Source organism: Pseudomonas sp. B21-059, from assembly GCF_026016285.1.
GTDB classification, from domain to species: Bacteria; Pseudomonadota; Gammaproteobacteria; order Pseudomonadales; family Pseudomonadaceae; genus Aquipseudomonas; species Aquipseudomonas danubii.
In genome coordinates, this window is sequence record NZ_CP087201.1 from 2,297,858 (window position 1) to 2,318,630 (window position 20,773).

Below are 20,773 nucleotides of genomic sequence, written 5' to 3' on the forward strand. Positions count from 1 at the left end.
TGAGAAACAGAAATCCACAGATAGCGGCACTATGGCATCATTTCAAGCTCAAGGTGACTCATGGACAGGCCATACCCTCCAGCGTCATTGCTTGAGCTATCCGACTTCGGTATGCGCCTGATACCAGCCCCCGAAGTGTGGGAATGGCTCCAAGCCGAGATCATCGCCGACACCGGCAGCATCCACAACGAAGACCATGCCCACCTACTGGATGCAGACATCCGGGTCATGTGGGCCTCGTCGAGCTTCGAGAAGCAGGGCCGCATAGTCCTCGGCCAGGCTGAGCAAGTAGCGTTCCGCGCTGGTGGTTGGCAGAAGGCCCGGATGGAGCAGCAGATGTGTGACTGGTTCGGCGATGTGCCGGCTTTCATCATCACCCTGGCTGCCGACTACTGCGCCCAGTGTTCCGACGCTGACTTCTGCGCCCTGGTTGAGCACGAGCTCTACCACATTGCCCAGGTGACCGATAAGTACGGCCAGCCAGCTTTCACTCAGGAAGGCGCACCCAAACTGAAGCTGCGCGGACACGATGTTGAAGAGTTCGTCGGAGTGGTCCGCCGCTATGGTGTGAGCCCTGACGTTCAGGCGCTGGTAGACGCTGCAAACAATCCTGCTGAGGTGGGGAAATTGAACATATCGAGGGCCTGCGGAACCTGTCTGCTCAAGTCGGCCTGATCCTTGACAGGACCTTGACGGAATAAACCCATATGGCAGCCCTGAAAGATGAGGTGAAGCGCTTCATTGTGCAGGCGTTGGCCTGCTTTGATACGCCCACGCAGGTAGTGCAAGCGGTCAAGGAAACCTTCGGGCTTGATGTAACCCGCCAGCAGTGCGAGTTGTACGACCCCACCAAGTATGCCGGACGTGATCTTGGAGTGAAGTGGCGGACGGTCTTTGAAGATACCCGCAAGCGCTTTCGAGAGGACACGGCTGATATTCCGATTGCCAACCGCGCGTTTCGCCTCCGTGGCTTGGCCCGGATGGCCGAGAAGGCCGAGAACATGCGCAACCTTGCCCTGACTGCCCAGCTTTACGAGCAGGCCGCCAGGGAGTGCGGCGATATGTACGTCAATCGCAAGATCGAACCCGATAAGCCCCTGGGCTCCCAGGCGGACCAACAGTACGCCGTTGCTGAGTACAAGCTGGAGCCAGACGAGAATGTCCCCGCTACCCCGCACCTATGAGGCGCCGGTAAGGCTGACGCCAAAACAGGCGAACATTTACGTGTGGGGCTTTCAGCGTAATGCGCGGTTCCGCGATGCCGTGTGTGGTCGCCGATTTGGTAAGACCTTCCTCGGCAAGGCAGAGATGCGCCGCGCGGCCCGTCTGGCTGCGGAGTGGGGCGTAAGCGTCGAGGATGAAATCTGGTACGCCGCCCCGACACAGAAACAGGCTCGCCGGGTCTTCTGGCGCCGGCTCAAGCAGGCTATCCCCCGTGAGTGGCGTGAGTGCAAGCCGAACGAGTCGGACATGCTGATCACGCTCAAGAGCGGGCACCTGATTCGCTGTGTCGGCTTGGAGAACTACGACGATCTGCGCGGTTCTGGTTTGTTCTTCGTCCTGGTAGACGAATGGGCGGACTGCAAATGGGCAGCGTGGGAAGAGGTCCTACGGCCAATGCTGTCGACCTGCGAGTACGTAATCCCAGGTGTCGGCAAGTGCAAGGGGGGCCACGCGCTACGCATTGGCACTCCGAAGGGATTCAACCACTGCTACGACACTTACCGCGACGGCCAGCAGGACGGCGAACCAGACCACAAAAGCTGGCTCTACACCTCGCTCCAGGGCGGCAACGTTCCGGCCGAGGAGTTGGATGCTGCGCGCCGCAAGATGGACCCTCGTACGTTCCGTCAGGAGTACGAGGCCAGCTTCGAGAACTATGCCGGGGTCGTGTACTACACGTTTAGCCGCAGCGAATGCCGCACCAGCGAGCGAATCAAGCCAGGTGAAGCCCTGCACATCGGCATGGACTTCAACGTCATGAAGATGGCTGCGGTTGTGTACGTGGTGCGCGATGACCTACCGCTGGCTCTGGATGAGTTCCACTCTGTGCGCGACACGCCGGAGATGATCGAGAAGATCAAGGCGCGCTTCCCTGGGCATGGCATTGCGGTCTACCCCGACGCCAGCGGCCAAAACACCAGCAGCAAAAATGCTAGTGAGTCGGACCTGTCCCTTTTGCGAAAGGCTGGGTTTACGGTCGTTGTGGACAGCCAGAACCCAAGCGTCAAAGACCGGGTGAACTCGGTCAATGCGATGTTCATGAACACGTACGGTGAGCGCCGGCTGATGATCAACATCGACCAGTGCCCACAGCTCACCCTCTGCCTCGAGCGGCAGACCTACAACGACAAGGGCGAGCCTGACAAAGATCCGAAGAAGGGGCACGACCACATGAACGATGCTGCTGGCTACTTCATTGCCAAGCGTTATCCGATCAAAGCGATCGTCACCTCTATCAAAATGGGATACGCCCGATGAGCAACGACGTCTCCTTCAAGCGGGCGGACTACATCGAGGCTCTGGGCCGCTGGGCGACAGTCCGCGATGTCTGTGCCGGCCAGCACCGGGTTGTCGACCGGCTGCCGTACATCAACGCGCATGACAAGTCGCCAGAGAACCAAGACCGTAACCGGGCCTACCGCGAGCGCGCAGTGTTCAAGAATGCCACCGGGCACACCCGAAACGGCTTGCTGGGCCTAGCGTTCCATAAAGACCCGACACTGGCGGTATCGAAAAAGCTGGAGTACCTGCAGGACAACGCCAACGGCTCCGGCGTGAGCATCTACCAGCACTCCCAGGGCACGCTTGAAAAGGTGCTGGAGGCTGGAAGGCACGGCCTCTATGTCGACTATCACCAGGACGACGGCATCGGTGGCCACTCGGTGATCCTGTCCTACTGCGCTGAAGACATCATCAACTGGCGTACCGGGATGGTGAATGGTCACAGCGTGTTGACCCTGGTGGTGCTGCGAGAGGCGCCGGAGGAGGCAGACGGCTTCGGCTTCAAGGTGATTGAGCAGTATCGAGAGCTGGCATTGGAGCCTGATGGCTTCGTCTGCCGAGTCTGGCGTCGATCTGGCCCGAAAGGCGGCGGCCCGCTGGCTGTCGTTGAGGAGTTCAGGCCTGAAGGCGGCGCCGGGCGCCTCAAAGAGATCCCGTTCACTTTCGTCGGCGCCCAGAACAACGACCCGACCATTGATGAGTCGCCGCTCTACGACATCGCCATGATCAACCTGGGCCACTACCGGAACAGTGCCGACTATGAAGACAGTGTCTTCTGGTGCGGCCAGGCCCAGCCGTGGATCTCCGGCTTGGATGAGCAGTGGCGCGATTGGATGGAAAAGAACGGCGTCTATGTCGGCTCCAGGGCGCCGATGATGCTGCCTGCTGGTGGTTCCTTCGGGTATGCGCAGCCCCTGCCCAACACGCTGGTGAAGGAGGCCATGGCCGACAAGAACCAGATGATGATCGAGCTGGGCGCTCGCATGGTCGTGGCGTCTCTATCGTCCAAGACGGCAACCGAGGCCCGCGGCGATCAGTCTGCATCGACTTCGGTCCTTGCCGGGTGTGTGGCCAACGTCAGTGAGGCCTACACCAGAGCGCTCATGTGGTGCTGCTCCTACATGGGCATCACTGACAAGAAGGTCACCTACCAGGTCAACCAAGAGTTTGTGGAGCTGACAGCTGATCCGCAGATGATCACCGCGCTCGTTGGGCTCTGGCAGAACGGTGGATTCGCGAAGGCTGACCTGCGGGCCTATTTGCGCAAGCTGGGGCTGATCGCTCCTGAGCGCACGGACCTGCAGATCGATGGCGAGCTGCAGGAGCAGGGCGACGGCCTGGGCCTGGACGACGAGGACGAGCCAAATGGCGGCAAATCAAGCAATCCTTGACGCCACGATCCGGCACGCGGTCTTTCTCGAGAAACTGAAGGCGGGGGAGGTGAGCAAGTTCGCTCCCTTCCTCAAGGAGATTGATCGTTCGATCCGGGATCGGCTCACCAGATCGGACATGACCGAGTACAGCGTCAAGCGCCTGGAAGCGCTGCTGAAGGAGGTCGATAGCCTGCTGCTGGGCATCTTCGACCGCTACAGCACGCAACTGAACCTCGACCTGGTCGACATCGCCAACTATGAGGCGGAGTTCGAAGCCGCCAGCCTTGCCCGGTCCGCGCCGGTTGGCGTATCGCTGGATGTGGCGGCGCCCACTGTTGCCGCTGTTCGTACTGCGGTCCTGACAAACCCGCTCAGCGTGCGCGGCACTGGTGGCGGGAAGCTGCTGAAGGCCTTCATCAAGGGCTGGACCACTGCCGAGCGCGAGCGCGTCACAGGCACGATCAGGCAGGGTTTCTTCGAAGGACAGACCAACTTCAAGATTATCCGCAACATCCGCGGTACCAAGGCGGCCGGCTACAAGGACGGCATCCTGGCCACGACCAGCCGCAATGCCAGTACAGTGGTGCACACCGCGATTCAGCATGTGTCGTCACAGGCGCGGATGGAGGTAGCCAAGGCCAACACGGACATTGTGTCCGAGGTCGAGATGGTCGCCACGCTGGACAGCAAGACCAGCCAGACCTGCCGATCGATGGATAAGCGACGGTTTCCGGTCGACTCCGGGCCCCGGCCGCCGTTTCACCCGAACTGCCGGACAACCTTCGTCCTCATCACCAAGCTGAGCGCGGCTTTCGCCAAGGGTGCTACCCGGGCCTCTGTCGGTGATGGCGGGCCCCAGCAGGTCAGTGCAAGCCTGGACTATTACCAGTGGCTTCAGCAGCAGCCGGCGGCGTTTCAGGACGTGGCAATCGGGCCTGTCCGGGGCAAATTGTTCCGGGAGGGCGGATTGACCGTGGAGCGGTTCGCAGAGCTGCAGCTTGATCGCAACTTTGCACCATTGACCTTGGCTCAAATGAAGGCGCTTGAACCGCTTGCGTTCGAACTTGCGGGGATCTGAGCTAGGATGCTCGCACTTATCAAGGAGCGATCATGGACCCAGCTATTCAGGTGAAAATTGAAGAGGCACTGAAGGGGTTGTTCTCCGCGGTATCCCTGCTCCAAGAGGCTTACCCGGGCAAGCCATTCACTCCTGATGGCCGGCTTGTTGGCGACATTGGCGAGGTTGTTGCCAGTCTGGCCTACGCCTTGACGCTAAATGAAGGCCTGACCAAGCATCACGATGCAATTACTGATGATGGTCGGAATGTTCAGATCAAAACCACCTTCGGCACCAGTCTTACATTCCCTGTGCATCATGTGCCTGACTACTACCTCGGTATTCGAATGAATCGAGATGGCACATTCGAGGAGATCTACAACGGACCGGGTCATATGATTGAGGCACAGCTGTCAGGACGAAAACCCACGAAAACTGGGTTGCATGGAGGTTTGATGGCGATGCTCAAGCGCATCAACCAGTTAGTTCCAGACTCTGAGCGAATACCCAAACGTTAAACGCTGAACAAAGCCCGGCCATGAGCCGGGTTTTTTTATGCCTGCAAAGCGGGCAACACATACCCAAGGGGTGCATCAACGTGGCAGAAGAAAACGAAATCGACCTGGAAAACCCCGCAGTCAAGGCCGCTATCGCGACTGCTGTTGAGGCATCCGTTTCTGGGTTGAAAACCAAGAACTCCGAGCTGCTGGGCAAGCTGAAGGAAACCACAGGCAAGCTGACCCAGTTCGAAACCCAGTTCGAAGGCATCGATATCGACGCCGTCAAAGGACTGCTGAGTCGTGCCGGCCAGGATGAAGAAACCAAGTTGCTGACTGAAGGCAAGGTGGACGAAGTCTTCAACCGCCGCACCGAGCGCCTGCGTGGCGACTACGACAAGCAACTGAAGACTGTCACCGCGCGCGCCGAGAAGGCCGAGGCATTCGCCGCTAAGTTCCAGGGCAAGGTCCTGGGCGATTCGGTACGCGGCGCGGCACTGAAGGCCGGCGCTCTCCCTGAAGCAACCGACGACATCATCCTGCGCGCCAAAGGCGTGTTCACCCTGAACGAAGAGGGCGAAGCCGTTGCCGTTGATGAATCTGGCGAGATCGTTCTCGGCAAGGACGGCAAGACCCCTCTGACACCGCTCGAATGGGCGGAGTCTCTGCGCGAAAGCGCACCTCACCTGTGGCCAAGGGCCTCAGGCACACAAGCCCCGGGCGGGGGTAGCGGCCAGGCTGCATTCAAGCGCTCCGAAATGACCGCCGAGCAGAAGCGCGACTACCAGCGCAAGCACGGCCAAACCGCGTACCTCGCATTGCCCAAGTAAGGGGATTCATCCATGCCAACCACTGTTAACAGCGACCTGATCATCTACAACGATGAGGCGCAGACCGCATACCTGGAGCGTGTCCAGGACAACCTAGACGTGTTCAACGCATCCTCCAATGGTGCAATTGTCCTCGACAACGAGCTGATCGAAGGTGACTTCCGCAAGCGCGCCTTCTACAAGATCGGCGGCTCGCTGGAACACCGCGACGTCAACTCCACCGGCAAGGTGACCGCCAAGAAAATCGGCGCCGGCGAGGCTGTTGGCGTCAAGGCTCCGTGGAAGTACGGCCCCTACCAGACCACCGAAGAGGCGTTCAAGCGTCGTGGCCGTCCGGTGGACGAGTTCTCCCAGATCATCGGCGCCGACGTGGCGGATGCGACCCTGGAAGGCTTCATCCAGTACGCCACCGCTGCGCTGCGGGCCTCGATTGGCTCCAACGCCGGCATGGTGGTCACCGCCAACATCGAAACTGACGGCAAAAAGACCCTGACCCGCGGTATGCGCAAGTTCGGCGACAAGTTCGGCCGCATTGCCTTGTGGGTCATGCACTCCAGCGCCTACTTCGACATCGTCGACGAGGCCATCACCAACAAGATCTACGAAGAAGCCGGCGTTGTGATCTACGGCGGCCTGCCGGGCACCCTTGGCAAGCCGGTACTGGTAACCGACACCGCGCCTGCGGACGTGATCTTCGGCCTGCTGCCGAATGCTGTGGTCATCACCGAGTCCCAGGCCCCGGGTTTCCGTTCGTACCCTGTGAACGATGAAGAGAACCTGGGCATCGGCTACCGCGCCGAGGGCACCGTGAACATCGATGTTCTGGGCTACAGCTGGAAGGAGTCTGCTGGTGGTGCCAACCCAACCCTGGCCGCCGTAGGCTCGGCTGCCAATTGGGCCAAGCACGCGGACAGTAACAAGGTCACCGCCGGCGTGATGATCACGCTGACCCCTACGCCACCGGCTGGTGGTTGATACCTACCCCTGGAAGCGGTCAGCAATGGCCGCTACGGAGATTTCCATGGAACTGATTTACACGAACCAGCTTGAAGGCTTCGATCCGGACAAGCGGTACCGGACTGCGAGCCTGTTTCGCGGCATCGAGCGCGATGCGACGGCGGTGGTGGTCGTTGGCGACTATCCGGAAATTGTCACTGCCTATGAGGCAGCGGGTGTTGATGTTTCGGTCGTAGAGGCCCCAGCCGTACCTGTCCCAAGCGCCAAGGAGCCTGCATCTGGTGAGCTGGCAGACGAAGTTGCAAAGCTGCGAGCTGAAAATGGCGCGGTCATTCTCCTGCTTGATGGTCTGGATGCTGGCGAAATCCAGCAACCTGGATCTGGCGAGCTGGCTACCCGCTTGTTTGAATCGCTGGGCATCATCCATGCCTCAGTCGGCGAGCTGACAGCTGAGCGCGATGGCTTGCTCCTGACTGTCGACGCACTGCGCGGCGAGGTCGAAGCTCTGAAGAAGGTCGCACCTGCGCCGCAAGCTGATGACGCTGGCGAAATCGCGGCGTTCAAGGCCAAGCTTGACGCAGCGAACGTGCAGTACCGGGCCAACGCCTCGAAGGAATCGCTTGAAAAGCTCATCGCTGAGCTGCCCAAGGCCTGATACTGCTGGCTGCCGGTGATCCGGCGGCCAATCCTCCACCCATTCCAGCGAGTTGACGCATGACACTCATCATCGAGGACAGCACCGGGAAGCCTGACGCCGAAAGCTACGCATCCGCCGAGGATCTGGCCCTGTACGCTGTGAAGTTCGGCGTCACCATCCCCGCTGAGGTGCCTGCCCAGGAAGCGCTGCTTCGCCGGGCTGCTCTGGCAATGGATGGCATGACCTGGAAAGGGCGCAAGACCAACGGCGAGCAGGCTCTGGCCTGGCCGCGCCGGGAAGTGCTGCTGGATCAGGAGATCAAGCCCAATAACTACCTGCCGGCGCGTATTCAGTACGGCCAGATGGCCCTAGCTGCGGAGATCCATCAGGACGATATCGACCCGATCGAGAAACGCAAAGGCGCGGTGACTCTGGAGCGTGTCGAAGGTGCGGTAACTCGTGAGTACGCCTCCATCCCGAACACCAGTGGCCGACTACTACCGGCGGCGCCGGACCGGCCGAGCGCGACACAGTTTGCCGACTACCTACAACGCCGCGGGTTATTTACGATGCGGGCCTAAATCAAATCTTCTCCATTTGCTGTGTTTTATAATGGATATAAACATTGGCTAAATCTCCGTCGCCGCTAGCGGACACGAGGTCAGTCAAAGTGGCAAGGTCCTTTAAGTCGGACGGAACGCAGTGTTGAGCAAGGTGGGCTATCAGTTCGTTGGTGAGTCCCTCTGCATCCGTTCCAGCCAATACGGTGCGAATTGCCTGTATTAGGGCAACTCTCGCTGGGCATTCGTCGACTCTACTGAAGTCTGCCAATGCATCGTTTAGGTTCTCGGCAGCCTCAATCAATAAAAATGCTTTTTCGCCATTAGTCATCAAAGGTCCTTTTGGGGTAGCCAAATGGCATTCTACGAAGAAATGGCCGTTACGGCTCTGGAGATGATCACAGCGTTCGGCCAAACCGTGATCATCCGCGACATCAAGCCCGGCGAGTACGATCCTGATACCGACTCGGCCGGCCCTGACACCATCATCGAGCAATCCGCTCAGGGCATCCTGCTCGACTTCACAGGCCTGGAGTTCCAGAACAACAGCCTCATCAAGCAGGGCGACAAGAAGCTCAAGGTCGCAGCCCAAGGGCTAGCGTGGGCGCCTGATCTGCTCAACAAGGTCATCATCCAGGGGCGCACCTGGTCCATCGTTCCGCCGCTGAAAGAGATCAACCCCGCCGGTACGCCGATTCTGTACGAGCTGCAGGTGCGGTCATGAACCGGCCCGAATGACGACGGCAGTTAAGATAAACCCTGGAGTTGCTTGTAAGGCGTAGGCTTCGAAAGGCGGCTTTCGCACTACCTGTATTGATGGGTGGACAACGACTCGATGCCGTAATAGCGTTGTGCCTTTATCTTCCGGCTGTGAGTAAAGTATATGGATATGCGCGGTATTGTATTTGCTGTTGGCGCGGCTGTTTTCTTTTCAGTTGCTGCACATGCAGAGACTGACGTCAAAAAAGAGATCATTGATCGCTGCAAATCACAGATGGATAAGTACGGATCAGTGATGGTGAAAGCCTGCGTTGACCAAGATCTAGAAGCGGTCGCAGGCCTTAAGCAAATCCCAGATGAGCATAAGAAGACCGTTGCACGCTGCATGAAGCAGATGCGTAAGTACGGTTACAGTATGGTGAAAGCATGCGTCGACCAGGACCTTGAGGCGGCGAAGGCCTTAGGTGAGTACTGAGTCGCTACTCTCTTATGCGATGACCTCCACTATTCGAAAGCCCGCCTCCAAGCGGGCTTTTTTACGCCTGATGATCAGGGAGGAGTTTAGTCATGTCTTCGCATTACACGGGCAGGAACGGCAGCTTCGCCGAGAACATCCGCCAGTTCGCCGAGCAGGCCCAGGCCGGCATTGACGCCACCTTTCGCGAGATCGTGATCGAGATCGGCAGCAGCGTGATTCGCATGTCTCCGGTGGGTAATCCGGAGATCTGGGCGGCCAACGTGGCACACCGCGCAACCAATACACGCGCAGCCGACGACTACGACTTCAAGGTCTCGGTGCGCAACACGCTGATCAACCTGGACGAAAGCAACTTCACCAAGGCCGGCAAGCTGCGCCGCGGTGTGAAGTACGCCAAGCCCCTGACCAAGACCGAGCGCGACCAGAACTTCAACGTGAACGGCCTGGTCGCCGGCAAGGACTATATCGGCGGCCGCTTCCGGGGGAACTGGCAGTTTTCGATCGATACGCCGGCCGACGGCACGCTGGATCAGATCGATCCTTCTGGTGGTGTGACTCTGGCCAAGCTGCGGCTGCAGATCGGGCAGCTGACCGTCGGCCAGACAGCCTACATCGTGAACAACCTGCCTTATGCGGTGCCGCTCGAGTACGGGCATTCCAAGCAGGCCCCCGGCGGCATGGTTCGAATCACGCTCGCCAGGTTCCAGCAGATCGTCGACGAAGCCATCAGGAACAACCAGGTATGAGCCATAACGTGATCGCCACGATCTACCAGGTCCGGGTTATCGCCTGGGCGAAAGCCAGGGTTCCGCCGCTGAAAGTGGTCGTCGAGAACGAGGCCTACACGCCAAAGGACGGAGAAACCTACCTCCGTGCCTACACGCTGCCGGCGGATACTGCGAGCAACACCCTGGGCGGCGATCACCGGCTGTACACCGGCGTCTTCCAGGCCAGCGTAGTAGTGCCATCGGGCAAGTACCGCGGTCCGGCCGGCGGCCTGGCTGACGAGATCAGCGCGCTGTTTCCGCTGTATGAGCGAAGCGAGAAGGGCGGCCTGACAGTGGTCACCATGACGCCACCAGACCAGGGCCCAGGCATTCAGGGAGATACCACCTACACCGTGCCCGTGTCCTTCCAGTACCGCGCCGATACCAACTGATCGTCATCACGCTAGAATCGCGTGCATGCAGATTGGGTGATCAGGGTTACGCCATGGATGAAGCAACAAAGGCACGCTTACAGTGGCTGGATGAGTCAGCCGATAACCACGGCTGGAACAATCGAGAGGAAATCAGTGCAAGTGAAAGATGCATCTGCAGCGCCTGTGGCCAGTGGTCTGTTCCAGCTCAAATAACGAGATGGTACGAAGACAAGCATGCTTGTTGCCCTCACTGTGGACTGGCCGGCGTTGTCGTTGGGTCCAAGTCTGGACTGCCACTTGAAGAGTACGAAGGCTGCCGATTTCCTGAGTAGCGCTTCTGCTCCATAAATCGCCCATCGGGCAACCTTACAAACCCGCCATTGAGCGGGTTTTGTCATTTCTGAAGAGAGGAAACACCCAATGGGCTACAAAATTCCCAATGGCGGCACCTTCCATCATGCCGCAACTTACGCAACTGCCCTGGCGTTCACTGCGATCACCAACGCCAGCGAGGCAGTGGCCACCGTGGCGAACGCTGATCTGGACGTCGGCGATATCGTGTTGCTGACCTCAGGCTGGAGCCGGCTGGACAACAAGGTGGTGCGAGTGAAGGCAGCCACAGAGTCGGCGATCACCCTGGAGGGTGTCGACACCAGCAACACGGAGCTTTTCCCTGCTGGCAACGGTGCGGGCACCATGAAAAAGGTTTTGACCTGGGTGCAGATCCCGCAGGTCACTGACATGAACTTCTCTGGCGGAGAGCAGAACTACCTCGATGTAGTGTTCCTGGAGGATGACCAGGGCAAGCAGATCCCGACCGACAAGTCAGCGGCGAGCATTGTGCTGACCATCGCTGACGATCCGGCCCAGCCGTTCAATGCGATTCTGATGGCGGCCGACGCCGGCAAGAAGGTGCAGGCTACGCGCCTCAACCTCCCGGACAATGACACGCTGCTGTACGGGGCTTACACCTCGTTCTCCAAGCAGCCGGCGGTGTCCCGCAACAACGTCCTAACTCGGACGGTCAACCTGGCGCTGCAGTCCGAGCCAACCCGCTATCTGACCTCGGTGTAACCCATGGCCAAGTTCTCGCTGATCCAGAACCCAACCTTCAGGGCCGACGTGCTGATCCCGCAGTTGGGCGGCGAGCCGGTGAAGGTGGGGTTCGAGTTCAAGTACCTGGACCGGACCGGCCTGGCCGAGCTCTACGCTGAGTGGGGCGAGCGCCACAAGGCCCTGGGGTTGAAGGCTGACGAGATGGACCTGAAAGCCTTCACTGCAGCTCAGATCGACCTGCAGGTGGATCAGGTGAAGGCAGTGGTGGCCGGCTGGGACTTCGAAGAAGAGTTCAACGACCAGAACATCCGCATCCTTGTCACCTCGATTGTCTCGATACCCAGCGCGGTATTGGCGGCCTATTCCGAAGCGTTCAACCAGGCCCGCCTGGGAAACTCCTAAACGCCGCGCGCGCACTCTACGAGCAAGGGCCTTCGGCTGAAGAGCTGAAGACCTTTGGCTTTCTGGTGGGCGATCTTACCGGCCAGGACTGCGAGGTCTGGCCAGACAACTGGCCGGCCTTCAGCGTCTTCGAGGCGATGAGCACTCAGTGGCGGGTCGGCGCGTGCGGCGCTACCGGCCTGGACTACGGCGTCCTGCCGAGCGTCATCCGAATGTGTGGCGTGCCGGCTGGCTCCAGGCAAAGCATTTTCAGTGACATCCGGCAGATGGAGGCCGAGGCCCTGGCCGTAATGGCTGAACAGAGAGACAACAAATGAGCACTACCTTCGCTTCGCTTGGCATTGCGGTTGAGTCGTCTCAGGCGGTCAAGGCTGCCGATGACCTGGATAAACTGGTCGACGCGGCCGAAGGGGCAGAGAAGGCCGTCGATGACCTTGGCAAGGCAGGGGAGGGCCTGGCCAACACCGGCAAGAAGATCAGCCAAGCTGAGGCTGAGGCCGCCCAGGGCATCGATAAAGCTACCAGCGCGAAGGAGCGCCAGGTCGACGCGAGCCGCAAGGCCGGGACAAGCGCCGCCAGCGAAATCGCCATCATCAGCCAGCTCGACAGGGCGATGACCGGCAACATCGATAGCATGGAGAAGCTGGTCCAGGCAGAGGGATTGCTTGAGCGGGCCCGCAAGGGCGGCCTGGTCACCATTGAGCAGCAAGAGGCCTATCAGGAGCGCCTCGGCAAATCCTTCGACAAGATCGAGAAAGCCGAAGCCAAGGAGACGGCGCAGAAGCAACGCCTGATCGACGCCGAGAACCGGCAGATCGAGGCACTGAAGCGCACGGTCAATAGCATCGATCCCCTGAATGTGAAGCTGGCCAAGTTGGAGGCGCAGGAAAAGGCGGCGCATGAAGCTTTCCGTCTTGGCGCAATCAACGCGGAGCGCTACAGCGAGGCTCTGGCGAAGGTCGGCAAGGATCGGGCCGGCATCACTGCTACAGAGGGCGCATTCGACAAGCTGAAGCTCGGTACCCGCCAGGCCCAAGAAAACGTAATGCAGCTGACCAACGCCCTGCAGTCTGGAGATTGGGGGAGTGGCGCACGGGCTGTTGCACAGCTTGGCGCCGGTGCCGGGGCCTCTGCGAGGGGGCTTGCGGCCGCCCTGATACCCGCGGGGCTGCTGGCGGGTGTCATTGGCGGTCTCGGGTATGCCTACTTCGATGCCATGAAGCAGGCGCGGGAGTTCAACAGCGTTATCAATGGCGGTTCCAACGATGCAGGGCAAAGTGTAGCCAGCCTCAAGTCCATGAGTGATTCGGCCGGCGTACTGACCGGCAACTTGGCCGGTGCACGAGAGGCTGTTGTTGCTCTGGCATCCGGTGCCGCAACCAGCGCAGTCCAGATGCAAAACCTGGCCGAGGCCGCAGCGGCGATTGGCGAGGTGACGGGTAAGGGGGCGGGAGATATTGCGATGTCACTGGCTAATGCCGGCGACACTGCAACGGAAGCGGCTTCGAAAATCAGCAAGCAATACGGGTTGCTGACTTATGAGCAGTACCAGGTCATCAAGGCCATCGACGAGCAAGGCGACCACCAGCGTGCGCTGGATACCCTAAGTGAACATCTGAATCAGTCCGCTCAGGAGCGACTGAAAAACTATCGTGGATCGCTGTCTGACATCGAACGTGACTGGGACAGCGTCAAGGAAGCTATCAAGGGTGCTTACGCGCAAATTCGATCCGAGATCTTCCCGGACTTGGCCAAGCAGATTGAGATCACTCAGCGGGTGCTGGATACCCGTAAGGGTGGTGGTGTCGCAGGCGCTGTATCGAATGGGCTTAGTTCTCTCAGCTCCTTCCTTGGGCTGGCTGACGGGGAGAACGACGAATCCACGCCTGCGCTGGAAGCAAAGCTTGCAGCGCTGAAGGCACGGCAGGCGGCCAGTCAGGGTAAGGCGGCGGCAACTGGCGAGGAAACGCGGGCGAATAAGGAGCTGATTGCGGTCCAGAAGGAGCTGGACAAGCAGATGGAGAATTTGAACCCGCTCGCCAAGCGGCAGGAGGCTTACAAAAAACTCGACGATCAGTTCACGACGCTTTTCCGGAGGAGCGAAGAGACAGGGAAAAAGGTTTCGCTATTGGATGGGGTTCAGTACGACGGTAAGAAGTTCTCCGGCGGAGCCTACGACCAGTTGCGGAAGGCGATCGACGAGCAGAAAAAGGACCCCAAATCTGCCGCCGGTGCGGTAGATCTGACGGCCTTCAACAACTCGAAAAACAACCTCACCGGCATCCTGTCCGAGTACAAAAACGCCCAGAAGGAACTGGACGCAGCGCAGAAGGCTGGGCTTGTGTCCCAGGCCGACTACCTGCTCAAGCGTGAGGCCTTGATCGGCAATGAGCGCGACGAGGTCACAGCGGCCTATGAGGCGGAAATTGCGGCACTTGAGGCCGCCAAGGGTAAGGCCAGTACCTCTGCCGCCCAGCGCATCCAGTTGGACCAGAAGATCGCCGATGCCCGAGCCGCCATGGTCAAGGCTCAGCGGAACGCTGACACCGAGCTGAGCGTGCTGGCTAAGAACGAAGAGGGCAGGCTGAAGAAGCAGGAGCTGGCGGTCAAGACCTACACCAGCGCTCTGCAGCAGCAAGTCGATACTCTGCGCGAGCAGGGCATGCGTGCTGCCGCGGGCCTTGGCCAGGGTGACCGCCAGCGAGACCTGACGAACCAGCAGAACGCGATCGACGACCGCATCAACCAGCAGAAGCTGGACCTGGCCAACCAGTACGGTGATGGCTCCCGGGGCATGAGCCTCGACGAGTACACGCAGAAGTTGCAGGCGCTGGAAGCCACCCAGCAGAAGCTGCACGACACCGTAGTCAGCAACTACGACGACATGAGCGCTGCCCAGGGCGACTGGACGAATGGGGCGTCCTCGGCCTGGCAGAACTACTTGGAGTCGGCGAGGGATGTGGCCGGCCAGACCAAGAGCCTGTTCACCAACGCCTTCGGCTCCATGGAAGATGCGATTGTGCAGTTCGCGATGACCGGAAAGCTGTCGTTTGCTGACTTCACGAAGTCGATCCTCGCAGATATGGCCAGGATCGCTGTTCGCCAGGCCAGCTCCTCGGCGCTCAGCTCGTTGTTCGGCATGGCTGCCTCTGCTGCCGCATCGTACTTCGGCGGTGGGGCGGCTTCGGCCGGCTCAACGCAGGCCGGGTATACCGGGGTCGACTTCTCCAGCTATCAGGCCAACGGCGGTGCCTGGGGCGCCGGCGTGCAGATGTTCGCCAATGGTGGTGCCTTCACGAACAGCGTGGTCAGCAAGCCAACTGCCTTCGGGATGGCTGGCGGCCAGACTGGAGTGATGGGCGAGGCCGGCCCCGAGGCGATTGTGCCGCTGGCCAGGACCTCCGGCGGCCAGTTGGGTATTCGAGCGTTGGGCGGTGATTCAAGCTCGAGCAATAACCAGATCGTGATTCAGCAGACCCTCAACATCCCTGAAGGGAGTGGCGGGGCCAGCGAAGCGGACGGCCAGGTTCTGGCCCAGGCCTATGCAAAATCCGCCAAGCAGGGCGCCCAGGAGCAGATCGCGAGGGACCTCCGGCCAGGAGGCCAGATCTACATGGCCATCAGGGGGCGTGGTTGATTGGCGTTGCCCGCTTCGGCGGGCTTTTTTATGCCTGGAGAAAATATGGCAACTGAAACCTTCACCTGGAAGCCGAACAACGATCCCGCGGCGACCATTGCGTTTCGAACCAAGTCGGCCAAGTTCGGCGACGGTTACGAACAGCGAGCTCAGGACGGAATTAACAACCGCTCGCAGTCCTGGCCCCTGACGTTCACGGGCCAGAAGGCGCGCATCAAGGAGATCATGGCGTTCCTCGACCGACATGCCGGCGCAACGCCATTTTTTTGGTCTGACCCGCTGGGCGAGCAAATGCTCTACCGGTGCTCCGAGTATCAACCCAAGGCGATGGGGGGCGATGCCTACACCCTGACCGCAACCTTCGAACAGGCATTCCACCCATGAGCATCGATCCCATCAACATCGGCGGGGCGCCCAACGATGGCAATGGCCAGAATCTGCGCTCGGGCGGCCAGATCATCAACGACAACTTCGCGGAGCTGGATACCCGCACTGCGGCAGCGCAGGTGAGGGCCGATCAGGGCGTTTCGGATGCTGCGGCGGCGCGGGATGCCGCTGCAGAAGCGAAAGCGATAGCCGACGCCGCAGTGCCTGCGACAGCCCTGGGTGACTCGGTTCCGCAGTTGATTAACGGGGTGGTGCCGGCCTCACAGCTCCCTAGCTTCGTCGATGATGTGCTCGAATATCCAACTCTGGAAGATTTTCCGGAAGCGGGCGAGACAGGGAAGATCTACATCGCGATCAACGATGGCGACAGCCCGACCAACCCGACGCGGCAGTACCGGTGGAGTGGCTCCGCGTTTGTGCTGATACCGTCCTCGCCTGGCTCAACTGACCAGGTGCCCGAAGGGCCGACAAACCAGTACTTCACGCAGTCCCGCGTGCGCTCAACGACTCTTTCTGGCCTGGGCGCCCTGGTCAATGCTGCGATCCTGGCAACCGACACGGTGCTGCAGGCTTTTGCAAAGCTTCAGGGCCAGCTCAACGCCAAGCTTGGCAAAAGCGATGTAGCTGCAGACTCCGACAAGCTCGGCGGTCAGCCTGCGTCGTACTACACGGCAACGATGGTGGGAGCCACTGCTTCCGCCGCTGGCGTCAAAGGACTTGTTCCGGCCCCGGCTATTGCAGACAAGGACCGGTTCCTCAAGGGTGACGGCAGCTACGGTGATGTTGGTGGCCTTCCTGTTGGCTCCCTGGTTCCGTGGCATGTGTCGGAGGCCTCGCTGCCGAGCGGATACATCCCGGCAAATGGCCAGCTTATTGATCGAGCTATGTTTCCTCAGTTGTGGGCGCTTGTTGCCCCTGTTGCCTCTACTGACGCCCAATGGCTTGGCGACGTACAGCGGCAGGCAGGCTGGTCGGACGGCAATGGCACTACCACATTCCGCATGCCCGACCTTAACGGCAAGGGGGCAAACAGCCAAACCGAGGCTTTGTTCCTGCGCGGTTACGGGCGCAATTCCTCTGGCTTGGCATCGAAGTATCAAGCTGACCAATTCCAGGGGCACACCATCAGCGCGACAAACGGTTGGGGGCTCTCAGAGTTCAGCACGTATGCAAGCGCGGGATCGTCGAATGCCAATATTCGAGGAGTCTTCTATACGACTACCGCTGCACCAGCAGTCGGTAACGTAATTGCTACGCCGCGCACCGACGGCACTAACGGGACGCCGCGTACCGGATCGGAAACGCGCCCCGCAAACGTCGCAGTTATCTGGTGCTTTATCGGTGGGACTGTAGCCACTAACCAGGGCACCGTAGATATCACTGCCACTGCAGCCCAGGTGACAGCCCAAGCTTCGCAGATCCAGAACCTTCAATCTGCAATGGTCAAGAGATGGAGCAGCGGGCCTATTTCATGGTCTGTTGCCGGAGTAATCAATCTGACGCACAACCTCGGATTTGAACCTGCCAATGTTGTTGTGAAGGGACGCTACAAAGCGGCGGTGAACGGTATGGCGATAGGGGAGAGTGAGTTCTCGGTCGGCATTCTCTATCAGTCTGCATTTCTTGGTGTCATTGCGAGAAAGCCGACAGCTACCACCCTGCAGATACAAGTGGCTCGTGACGGTTTGAGGCTTTCAAACGCTGCCGGTGAGCTTGTAGCGGTCACACCGGCTCAAGTCGATTTAGTGGTGGAGCTTTGGGCATGACTGAGGTTGATGAGAAGCGCATCGTGCTGATGCTATGCGTGTTTCCCGACGGTCGCATGGACGGTTGGTACGAAGTGCCGCCCGAGGGCAGCATTCCGGTCGATACGGCAAACGAGTTTTACGATCAGATCTGGCTCTTCCCTGGATGGAGCCCGAGCCCCTCCAATCTCCGTCGTATCGAGGACGATTGGCGCGAGTCCGAGTTGACGGTTATCGCCGGCCAACTTGATGCGCTGGAAGAAGCCGAAGTTGGAGATGCTCCAGCGGATTTGCTGACCGGAACTCGACCTCAGTGGCTGAAGTATCGGGGCCTGGTCCGCAACTGGGCCGAAGGGAAGGGCGACTATCCAGATATGACTAAGCGCCCGAAGCGGCCCTCCTGAATCACTGCTACCCGCCAGCGAGCGGGATTTTTTTTGCCTGAGGAAACACGATGCCAATTACGGCCGACATCCAGACCTTGGAGCCTGGCGCTTGGGTGGAGCTTTTCGAGCTCGACGCTACTGCACTGGGTGCCGAGCTGTACCGCTTTCACGGCTACCCGCAGCAGTCGTCGATCTACTGGCAGGGCGAGGAGTATTCGCCCTGGCCGATTCAGGCCGAGGGCTTCGAAATGACCGGGCAGGGCGCCCAGCCGATGCCGACCCTGTCCGTTGGCAACGTCGGCGGGTTCATCACAGCATTGGTGCTGTACTTCGAGGACATGGTGGGGGCGAAGCTGATCCGGCACCGGACCTTGGGCAAGTACCTGGACGGCCAGCCCGAGGCGGACCCTGACGAAGAGCTGCCGCCGGACATCTGGTATGTCGAGCGCAAGGCTGCCGAGAACAACGAAACGGTGCAGTTCGAGCTGGCCTCAGCCTTAGACTTCGCCGGGGTTCAACTGCCGCGCCGGCAGATCGTGGCCAACGTCTGCTGGTGGCTCAGCTGCGGCGGTTACCGCGGGCCCTACTGCGGCTACAACGGCGGGCCCGTGGCCGATGAGAACGACGTCATCGTCACCGATGCTTCCAAAGACAAATGCGGCGGGCGCTTGAGCAGTTGCAAACTGCGCTTCGGCCAGAACAACCCTCTGCCTTACGGCTCATTCCCGGCCGCCGGCCTGCTTCGGAGCTGATCATGAACAAGTCCACCCGCGCCGCGATCGAGCGGCATGCGCTGGCTGAGTACCCGCGTGAGTGCTGCGGCCTGGTGATTCGCGAAGGGCGAAAGGAGGTCTATGTGCCTTGCCGCAACACGGCTTCGACGCCCAGCGAGCATTTCCGCCTGGCGCCCGAGGACTTCGCCGCCGCCGAGGACCGCGGCCAGGTGCTGGCGGTCGTGCACAGCCACCCAGACCACCCAGCAGCGCCAAGTGAGGCAGATCGCGTCTCCTGTGAGGCCTCCGGGCTTCCCTGGCACATCCTTGAGGTCCGCAAGGGCGATGATGAGCAGGTGCGGCCCGGTGACCTGGTGAGCTTCACGCCGGAGGGCTACCAGGCCCCACTGATCGGCCGCAAGTTTGCCCACGGCGTGCACGACTGCCTGAGCATCATCCTCGACTTCTACTGTCGCGAAATGGGCATCGACCTGGGCCAGTACGAACGGGAGGATGGCTGGTGGGAGAAGGGCGGGAACCTTTACCTGGAGAACCTGCCCGCGGCCGGATTCAGCCAGGTCAGTGCGCCGCAGCACGGCGACATCGTGCTGATGCAGATCCGCTCGAAGGTGCCGAACCATGCCGGGGTCTACCTGGCCGATGGTGTGCTGAAGACCGAGCCTGAACACTTCCCGGCGCCCGGGTCGATTCTGCACCACCTCTACAACCGGGACAGCAAGCGCGACCCATACGGCGGCTACTGGCGAGAGGTGACCGTCAGCTACTGGCGGCACAAAGATGCAAGATAACCAACATGATGCGGCATGGCCGCAGGAGTTAAAAATGAACCAGACTTTTGGAATAGCTGAAGATGGGAAAGTGCGCATTGTAGGTGCTGTAATTCGCGACAATGCGCAGGTTAATTAAAGAGGCTTGGCCCCTACGCCGTTTTTGATAGCCTCTTGAACGTTGCTCAGGTCGCCACCAACGGCGTCGAGAGCAAGGTTGAATGCGCCAGAATCAGCCGATGGCTGGCGAGTGTTTTTGAAAAAGTTAACGTACTTTTGTAATTCGGCCGCGTCGTAGTCAGGACGCGAGCGCAGATAAAGCGATATCGCGCCGAACGCGGCGATGATCCCGGCCTCGGTAGAACTTATAGGTGTGGCACTCATTTTGATCTCCAGATCATTAATACGCCGAAATTGGCGCGCCCCGGTCCTTGGGCTTAGAGTCGAAGGACTGGGAAATCCTTGCGTGTTTACTACTTAAGGGAGTGCGAGTGTTACTGCGAACTCGTACGGTTATAAAAAGCCCGGCGCTAGGTCGGACTCTATTCGGATCAGGTTTCAGTCGGTCGTGTAATTACGCCACGGGATTGGGTTGGGATCTTTGGCTAGATAGTTGATCAAGTTTTCCCTTCCCCAGAATTTGGTTCGCCCATCTGGCATCGCTGTCGCAAGGACTATTGGAACTTGCGGGAAAAACCTCGCGAAGTAGGCAACTGCATCATTTATGGCCTTCTGGCTAGAGACCGCCTGCGGTTTGACTAGCGCTACTGCGAATGGCACGCCGCCAACTATGTAATATGCCCCACTGAAGTTACTCACGAACGCCTCCCATGGCTTGCCGCAAAGGGAAAAAACTACTATATCGGACCCAGTACCGGCTACTGGCATTCCATCCACACTGGAT

Annotated in this window: 26 protein-coding genes; 24 read left to right on the top strand and 2 right to left on the bottom strand. The window is 59.8% G+C overall.

Annotated features, from left to right (window positions below):
• Positions 1-60 precede the first annotated feature (60 nt).
• The 10 genes from LOY69_RS10605 to LOY69_RS10650 all read left to right on the top strand — a co-directional run bounded on the left by LOY69_RS10605 (position 61) and on the right by LOY69_RS10650 (position 8,437).
• On the top strand, positions 61-675 hold the full coding sequence (locus LOY69_RS10605; RefSeq protein ID WP_265074487.1) for a putative metallopeptidase: 615 nt from the start codon (positions 61-63) through the stop codon (positions 673-675).
• 32 nt (positions 676-707) lie between these two features.
• Positions 708-1,184, top strand: a complete 477-nt coding sequence (locus LOY69_RS10610) for a DUF2280 domain-containing protein (RefSeq protein ID WP_265074488.1) — start codon at positions 708-710, stop codon at positions 1,182-1,184.
• Positions 1,159-2,481, top strand: a complete 1,323-nt coding sequence (locus LOY69_RS10615; protein WP_103407590.1) for a terminase — start codon at positions 1,159-1,161, stop codon at positions 2,479-2,481. The genes LOY69_RS10610 and LOY69_RS10615 overlap by 26 nt, the downstream gene beginning before the upstream one ends.
• Positions 2,478-3,896, top strand: a complete 1,419-nt coding sequence (locus LOY69_RS10620) for a DUF4055 domain-containing protein (protein ID WP_265074489.1) — start codon at positions 2,478-2,480, stop codon at positions 3,894-3,896. Before LOY69_RS10615 ends, LOY69_RS10620 begins: the two co-directional genes overlap by 4 nt.
• Complete coding sequence (locus tag LOY69_RS10625) at positions 3,871-4,956, top strand: phage head morphogenesis protein (protein WP_265074490.1); 1,086 nt, start codon at positions 3,871-3,873, stop codon at positions 4,954-4,956. The genes LOY69_RS10620 and LOY69_RS10625 overlap by 26 nt, the downstream gene beginning before the upstream one ends.
• Positions 4,957-4,988: 32 nt before the next feature.
• Complete coding sequence (locus LOY69_RS10630; RefSeq protein ID WP_265074491.1) at positions 4,989-5,453, top strand: DUF6998 domain-containing protein; 465 nt, start codon at positions 4,989-4,991, stop codon at positions 5,451-5,453.
• Between the two features lie 80 nt (positions 5,454-5,533).
• Positions 5,534-6,262, top strand: coding sequence for a hypothetical protein (locus LOY69_RS10635; RefSeq protein WP_159892779.1), 729 nt, complete (start codon positions 5,534-5,536; stop codon positions 6,260-6,262).
• 12 nt (positions 6,263-6,274) lie between these two features.
• Complete coding sequence (locus tag LOY69_RS10640; RefSeq protein ID WP_053152060.1) at positions 6,275-7,237, top strand: major capsid protein; 963 nt, start codon at positions 6,275-6,277, stop codon at positions 7,235-7,237.
• Between the two features lie 46 nt (positions 7,238-7,283).
• Positions 7,284-7,874, top strand: coding sequence for a hypothetical protein (locus tag LOY69_RS10645; RefSeq protein ID WP_103407627.1), 591 nt, complete (start codon positions 7,284-7,286; stop codon positions 7,872-7,874).
• Positions 7,875-7,933: 59 nt separating this feature from the next.
• Positions 7,934-8,437: a DnaT-like ssDNA-binding protein gene (locus tag LOY69_RS10650; protein WP_265074492.1), complete on the top strand. Its 504-nt coding sequence runs from the start codon at positions 7,934-7,936 to the stop codon at positions 8,435-8,437.
• Position 8,438: 1 nt separating this feature from the next.
• On the opposite strand, the gene LOY69_RS10655 is transcribed toward LOY69_RS10650, so the two are convergent.
• Positions 8,439-8,747: a hypothetical protein gene (locus tag LOY69_RS10655; RefSeq protein ID WP_103407596.1), complete on the bottom strand. Its 309-nt coding sequence runs from the start codon at positions 8,745-8,747 to the stop codon at positions 8,439-8,441.
• A 24-nt stretch (positions 8,748-8,771) separates the two neighbouring features.
• Between LOY69_RS10655 and LOY69_RS10660 the strand changes: the two genes are divergently transcribed.
• The 14 genes from LOY69_RS10660 (at position 8,772) to LOY69_RS10725 (ending at position 20,008) form a co-directional block, all read left to right on the top strand.
• Entirely contained in the window at positions 8,772-9,140 is a 369-nt protein-coding gene (locus tag LOY69_RS10660) for a hypothetical protein (RefSeq protein ID WP_103407597.1), read from the top strand.
• A gap of 159 nt (positions 9,141-9,299) precedes the next feature.
• Positions 9,300-9,611, top strand: a complete 312-nt coding sequence (locus LOY69_RS10665) for a hypothetical protein (RefSeq protein ID WP_181003062.1) — start codon at positions 9,300-9,302, stop codon at positions 9,609-9,611.
• Positions 9,612-9,703: 92 nt separating this feature from the next.
• On the top strand, positions 9,704-10,360 hold the full coding sequence (locus tag LOY69_RS10670; RefSeq protein WP_265074493.1) for a hypothetical protein: 657 nt from the start codon (positions 9,704-9,706) through the stop codon (positions 10,358-10,360).
• Positions 10,357-10,773, top strand: coding sequence for a DUF4128 domain-containing protein (locus LOY69_RS10675; RefSeq protein WP_265074494.1), 417 nt, complete (start codon positions 10,357-10,359; stop codon positions 10,771-10,773). The genes LOY69_RS10670 and LOY69_RS10675 overlap by 4 nt, the downstream gene beginning before the upstream one ends.
• Positions 10,774-11,175: 402 nt before the next feature.
• The gene (locus tag LOY69_RS10680) at positions 11,176-11,829 is read left to right on the top strand and encodes a phage tail protein (RefSeq protein ID WP_265074495.1); all 654 of its coding nucleotides are present in this window, start codon (positions 11,176-11,178) and stop codon (positions 11,827-11,829) included.
• Between the two features lie 3 nt (positions 11,830-11,832).
• Entirely contained in the window at positions 11,833-12,213 is a 381-nt protein-coding gene (locus LOY69_RS10685) for a phage tail assembly chaperone (RefSeq protein ID WP_011062036.1), read from the top strand.
• 65 nt (positions 12,214-12,278) lie between these two features.
• The gene (locus LOY69_RS10690) at positions 12,279-12,530 is read left to right on the top strand and encodes a DUF1799 domain-containing protein (protein ID WP_041118570.1); all 252 of its coding nucleotides are present in this window, start codon (positions 12,279-12,281) and stop codon (positions 12,528-12,530) included.
• Positions 12,527-15,850, top strand: coding sequence for a phage tail tape measure protein (locus LOY69_RS10695; RefSeq protein ID WP_265074496.1), 3,324 nt, complete (start codon positions 12,527-12,529; stop codon positions 15,848-15,850). The genes LOY69_RS10690 and LOY69_RS10695 overlap by 4 nt, the downstream gene beginning before the upstream one ends.
• 45 nt (positions 15,851-15,895) lie before the next feature.
• Entirely contained in the window at positions 15,896-16,234 is a 339-nt protein-coding gene (locus LOY69_RS10700) for a phage tail protein (protein ID WP_102881642.1), read from the top strand.
• On the top strand, positions 16,231-18,003 hold the full coding sequence (locus LOY69_RS10705; RefSeq protein WP_265074497.1) for a phage tail protein: 1,773 nt from the start codon (positions 16,231-16,233) through the stop codon (positions 18,001-18,003). The genes LOY69_RS10700 and LOY69_RS10705 overlap by 4 nt, the downstream gene beginning before the upstream one ends.
• A complete protein-coding gene (locus tag LOY69_RS10710) occupies positions 18,000-18,386 on the top strand; it encodes a hypothetical protein (protein ID WP_265074498.1) in 387 nt (128 codons plus the stop codon). Before LOY69_RS10705 ends, LOY69_RS10710 begins: the two co-directional genes overlap by 4 nt.
• Positions 18,387-18,436: 50 nt before the next feature.
• On the top strand, positions 18,437-19,120 hold the full coding sequence (locus LOY69_RS10715) for a phage minor tail protein L (RefSeq protein WP_265074499.1): 684 nt from the start codon (positions 18,437-18,439) through the stop codon (positions 19,118-19,120).
• A gap of 2 nt (positions 19,121-19,122) precedes the next feature.
• Positions 19,123-19,890 carry a C40 family peptidase gene (locus tag LOY69_RS10720; protein ID WP_265074500.1) on the top strand — a complete coding sequence of 256 codons (768 nt, stop codon included), beginning with the start codon at positions 19,123-19,125 and terminating at the stop codon, positions 19,888-19,890.
• Entirely contained in the window at positions 19,880-20,008 is a 129-nt protein-coding gene (locus LOY69_RS10725; protein ID WP_265074501.1) for a hypothetical protein, read from the top strand. The genes LOY69_RS10720 and LOY69_RS10725 overlap by 11 nt, the downstream gene beginning before the upstream one ends.
• On the opposite strand, the gene LOY69_RS10730 is transcribed toward LOY69_RS10725, so the two are convergent.
• Positions 20,005-20,253 (bottom strand): hypothetical protein, encoded by a 249-nt coding sequence (locus LOY69_RS10730; RefSeq protein WP_265074502.1) that lies wholly within the window; start codon positions 20,251-20,253, stop codon positions 20,005-20,007. The two genes, LOY69_RS10725 and LOY69_RS10730, sit on opposite strands and share 4 nt — an antisense overlap.
• Positions 20,254-20,773: the final 520 nt, after the last annotated feature.

What these genes read in the sequence shown, in the direction of transcription:
- LOY69_RS10605 (WP_265074487.1), top strand. Translation starts at nt 61, where the DNA reads ATGGACAGGCCATACCCTCCAGCGTCATTGCTTGAGCTATCCGACTTC.
- LOY69_RS10610 (WP_265074488.1), top strand. Translation starts at nt 708, where the DNA reads ATGGCAGCCCTGAAAGATGAGGTGAAGCGCTTCATTGTGCAGGCGTTG.
- LOY69_RS10615 (WP_103407590.1), top strand. Translation starts at nt 1,159, where the DNA reads ATGTCCCCGCTACCCCGCACCTATGAGGCGCCGGTAAGGCTGACGCCA.
- LOY69_RS10620 (WP_265074489.1), top strand. Translation starts at nt 2,478, where the DNA reads ATGAGCAACGACGTCTCCTTCAAGCGGGCGGACTACATCGAGGCTCTG.
- LOY69_RS10625 (WP_265074490.1), top strand. Translation starts at nt 3,871, where the DNA reads ATGGCGGCAAATCAAGCAATCCTTGACGCCACGATCCGGCACGCGGTC.
- LOY69_RS10630 (WP_265074491.1), top strand. Translation starts at nt 4,989, where the DNA reads ATGGACCCAGCTATTCAGGTGAAAATTGAAGAGGCACTGAAGGGGTTG.
- LOY69_RS10640 (WP_053152060.1), top strand. Translation starts at nt 6,275, where the DNA reads ATGCCAACCACTGTTAACAGCGACCTGATCATCTACAACGATGAGGCG.
- LOY69_RS10645 (WP_103407627.1), top strand. Translation starts at nt 7,284, where the DNA reads ATGGAACTGATTTACACGAACCAGCTTGAAGGCTTCGATCCGGACAAG.
- LOY69_RS10650 (WP_265074492.1), top strand. Translation starts at nt 7,934, where the DNA reads ATGACACTCATCATCGAGGACAGCACCGGGAAGCCTGACGCCGAAAGC.
- LOY69_RS10655 (WP_103407596.1), bottom strand. Translation starts at nt 8,747, where the DNA reads ATGACTAATGGCGAAAAAGCATTTTTATTGATTGAGGCTGCCGAGAAC.
- LOY69_RS10660 (WP_103407597.1), top strand. Translation starts at nt 8,772, where the DNA reads ATGGCATTCTACGAAGAAATGGCCGTTACGGCTCTGGAGATGATCACA.
- LOY69_RS10665 (WP_181003062.1), top strand. Translation starts at nt 9,300, where the DNA reads ATGGATATGCGCGGTATTGTATTTGCTGTTGGCGCGGCTGTTTTCTTT.
- LOY69_RS10670 (WP_265074493.1), top strand. Translation starts at nt 9,704, where the DNA reads ATGTCTTCGCATTACACGGGCAGGAACGGCAGCTTCGCCGAGAACATC.
- LOY69_RS10675 (WP_265074494.1), top strand. Translation starts at nt 10,357, where the DNA reads ATGAGCCATAACGTGATCGCCACGATCTACCAGGTCCGGGTTATCGCC.
- LOY69_RS10680 (WP_265074495.1), top strand. Translation starts at nt 11,176, where the DNA reads ATGGGCTACAAAATTCCCAATGGCGGCACCTTCCATCATGCCGCAACT.
- LOY69_RS10685 (WP_011062036.1), top strand. Translation starts at nt 11,833, where the DNA reads ATGGCCAAGTTCTCGCTGATCCAGAACCCAACCTTCAGGGCCGACGTG.
- LOY69_RS10695 (WP_265074496.1), top strand. Translation starts at nt 12,527, where the DNA reads ATGAGCACTACCTTCGCTTCGCTTGGCATTGCGGTTGAGTCGTCTCAG.
- LOY69_RS10700 (WP_102881642.1), top strand. Translation starts at nt 15,896, where the DNA reads ATGGCAACTGAAACCTTCACCTGGAAGCCGAACAACGATCCCGCGGCG.
- LOY69_RS10705 (WP_265074497.1), top strand. Translation starts at nt 16,231, where the DNA reads ATGAGCATCGATCCCATCAACATCGGCGGGGCGCCCAACGATGGCAAT.
- LOY69_RS10710 (WP_265074498.1), top strand. Translation starts at nt 18,000, where the DNA reads ATGACTGAGGTTGATGAGAAGCGCATCGTGCTGATGCTATGCGTGTTT.
- LOY69_RS10715 (WP_265074499.1), top strand. Translation starts at nt 18,437, where the DNA reads ATGCCAATTACGGCCGACATCCAGACCTTGGAGCCTGGCGCTTGGGTG.
- LOY69_RS10720 (WP_265074500.1), top strand. Translation starts at nt 19,123, where the DNA reads ATGAACAAGTCCACCCGCGCCGCGATCGAGCGGCATGCGCTGGCTGAG.
- LOY69_RS10725 (WP_265074501.1), top strand. Translation starts at nt 19,880, where the DNA reads ATGCAAGATAACCAACATGATGCGGCATGGCCGCAGGAGTTAAAAATG.
- LOY69_RS10730 (WP_265074502.1), bottom strand. Translation starts at nt 20,253, where the DNA reads ATGAGTGCCACACCTATAAGTTCTACCGAGGCCGGGATCATCGCCGCG.